This window comes from Microbacterium sp. (genome assembly GCF_031178525.1).
In the GTDB taxonomy this organism is placed as follows: Bacteria; Actinomycetota; Actinomycetes; order Actinomycetales; family Microbacteriaceae; genus Microbacterium.
Map to the genome: position 1 here is coordinate 1 of NZ_JAPSJA010000338.1, position 2,335 is coordinate 2,335.

Annotated in this window: 3 protein-coding genes; all 3 read left to right on the forward strand. The window is 72.6% G+C overall.

What is annotated here, in order from left to right; genetic code table 11:
• Window positions 1-399: ATP-binding cassette domain-containing protein (locus RIF89_RS14060; protein WP_309069702.1), on the forward strand; the 399-nt coding region annotated here is incomplete at its 5' end.
• Window positions 396-1,139 carry a DUF1045 domain-containing protein gene (locus RIF89_RS14065; protein ID WP_309069703.1) on the forward strand — a complete coding sequence of 248 codons (744 nt, stop codon included), beginning with the start codon at window positions 396-398 and terminating at the stop codon, window positions 1,137-1,139. The genes RIF89_RS14060 and RIF89_RS14065, both read left to right, overlap by 4 nt.
• Window positions 1,136-2,308: an alpha-D-ribose 1-methylphosphonate 5-triphosphate diphosphatase gene (locus tag RIF89_RS14070; protein ID WP_309069704.1), complete on the forward strand. Its 1,173-nt coding sequence runs from the start codon at window positions 1,136-1,138 to the stop codon at window positions 2,306-2,308. Before RIF89_RS14065 ends, RIF89_RS14070 begins: the two co-directional genes overlap by 4 nt.
• Window positions 2,309-2,335 lie beyond the last annotated feature (27 nt).

The window sequence follows — 2,335 nt, forward strand, 5'->3', positions numbered from 1 at the left end:
CCGCGGGTTCCGGCGCTCGACGTGGTGGCCGAGCCGCTCGTTGAGCGGGGCGCCGGCCGAGAGGCCGCGCGCGAGCGGGCCGGCGAGCTGCTCGCGCGACTCAGCATCCCCGAGCGGCTGTGGACACTGCCGCCCGCCACGTTCTCGGGTGGCGAGCAGCAGCGCGTCAACATCGCGCGCGGCTTCATCGCCGAGCGCCCGCTGCTGCTGCTCGACGAGCCGACCGCCTCCCTCGACGCGCGCAACCGCGAGGTCGTGATCGGGCTGATCCGCGAGCGCCTGGCACGTGGCGTCGGGATGCTGGCGATCTTCCACGACGCGGATGTGCGCGACGCGGTCGGCGACGCCGTCGTCGACGTGCGGGCGTTCACGCCCCAGCCGGCGAAAGCGGCGGCATGACCCGATACGCGGTGTACGCCCTGCCGGGCGCACTCGGCGGCGGCACTTTCCCCGAAGTGCCGCCTTCCGACGCCGATTCCCGGCAGTTCGAGGCAAATGGCGCCAGGGAAGCCGCCGACGCCCCGCAGGCCCTTCGGCTGCGGGAGGCCGCCGAGGCCTGGTACGCGCGGGAGGAATTCCGCGACCTGACGGTCGACGCCCGCCGCTACGGCTTCCACGCGACGCTCAAGGCGCCGTTCCGCCTCGCGGAGGGTCGCACGGAGACCGAGTTGCGCGCCGCCGCCGATGCCTTCGCGGCCGCGCGCGGCCCCGTCACCATCGCCGCGCCTCGTCCCGCGACGGTGGGCCACTTCCGCGCGCTGCTGCCGCACGGCGACCACACGGGGCTGGATGCGCTCGCCGCGGACGCGGTGCGCGCGTTCGACGACTTCCGTGCGGCGCCGACCGACGAGGAGATCCGCCGGCGCAGGCCCGAGAAGCTGAGCCCGCGCGAGCGCGAGCTGTTCGAGCAGTGGGGCTACCCGTACGTGCTCGACCAGTTCCGCTTCCACCTGACGCTGACCGATCCGGTGCCGGATGAGCGGATCGCCGAGGTCGACGCTGCGCTCGCATCCCACTTCGCGGACGTGGCTGGGATCGACGTGCCGCTGCTGTCGATCGCCCTGTTCGTCGAGCCGGAGCCCGGCGATCCGTTCCACGTCCTGTCCGTCCACCCCTTCGCGCAGGAGAACCCCGTATGAGCAACGAGACCGTCTTCACCAACGCGCGCGTGGTGCTCGAGGACCAGGTGATTTTCGGATCCGTCCGGGTCGCCGACGGCGCCATCGTGGAGGTGTCCGACACGGTCGCGACGACCGGCGAGGACCTGCGCGGCGATTTCCTGATGCCGGGCATCGTCGAGGTGCACACCGATCAGGTCGAGGCGCACTTCCAGCCGCGGCCGAAGCGGTACTGGGATCCCATTCCGGCGGTGATCGCGCACGACGCCCAGATGGCGGCCTCCGGCATGACGACGGTGCTCGACGCGCTGCGCATCGGCACCGGCCCGACCGATGGCAACAACATGGCGAAGAACGCCCGCACGCTGATCGACGCGGTGGTGCACGCGGCCGAGTCGGGTCTGCTGCGTGCCGACCACTTCGTGCACCTGCGCTGCGAGGTGTCGACGCCCGACGTGGTGGACGTGTTCGACGAGGTCGGCGCGCACGATCGCGTGCGCATGGTCTCGCTCATGGACCACACGCCCGGGCAGCGGCAGTACGCCGACGTGGAGGCGTTCCGCACCTACATGGTCGGCAAGGGGCGCCTGACGAACGAGCAGTTCGACGCACATGTCGCCGAGCTGCACCGCCTGTCGGCGCAGTACGCCGATCCGCACCGCCGGCTGATGGCCGAGCGGGCGACGGCGCGCGGCATCATGATGGCCGCACACGACGACGCGACGCAGGCGCACGTCGACGAGGGCGTCGCACTCGGGGTCGGCATCTCCGAGTTCCCGACCACGGCCGATGCCGCCCGCGCCGCCCGCGAGGCGGGGCAGCTCGTCGTGATGGGGGCGCCGAACATCGTGCGCGGCGGCTCGCATTCGGGCAACGTGGCGGCGTCCGACCTGCTCGCGCTCGGGCTGCTCGACATCCTCTCGAGCGACTACGTGCCCGCGAGCCCGCTGCAGGCGGCGTTCCTGCTGTTCGCGCGCGGCGACGTCTCGCTGCCCGAGGCGACCAGGCTCATCAGCGCGAACCCCGCCCGCGCCGTCGGCCTGGACGACCGCGGCACGATCGAGCCGGGAAAGCGCGCGGATCTGATCCGCGTGCACGCGTACGACGAGGCGCCCACCGAGCAGCATCCGCTCGGCGTTCCGGTGCCGATCGTGCGCGGCGTGTGGCGCGAGGGCACGCGTGTCGCCTGAGGCGCAGCGGACTGCCGGCGCGTTCGT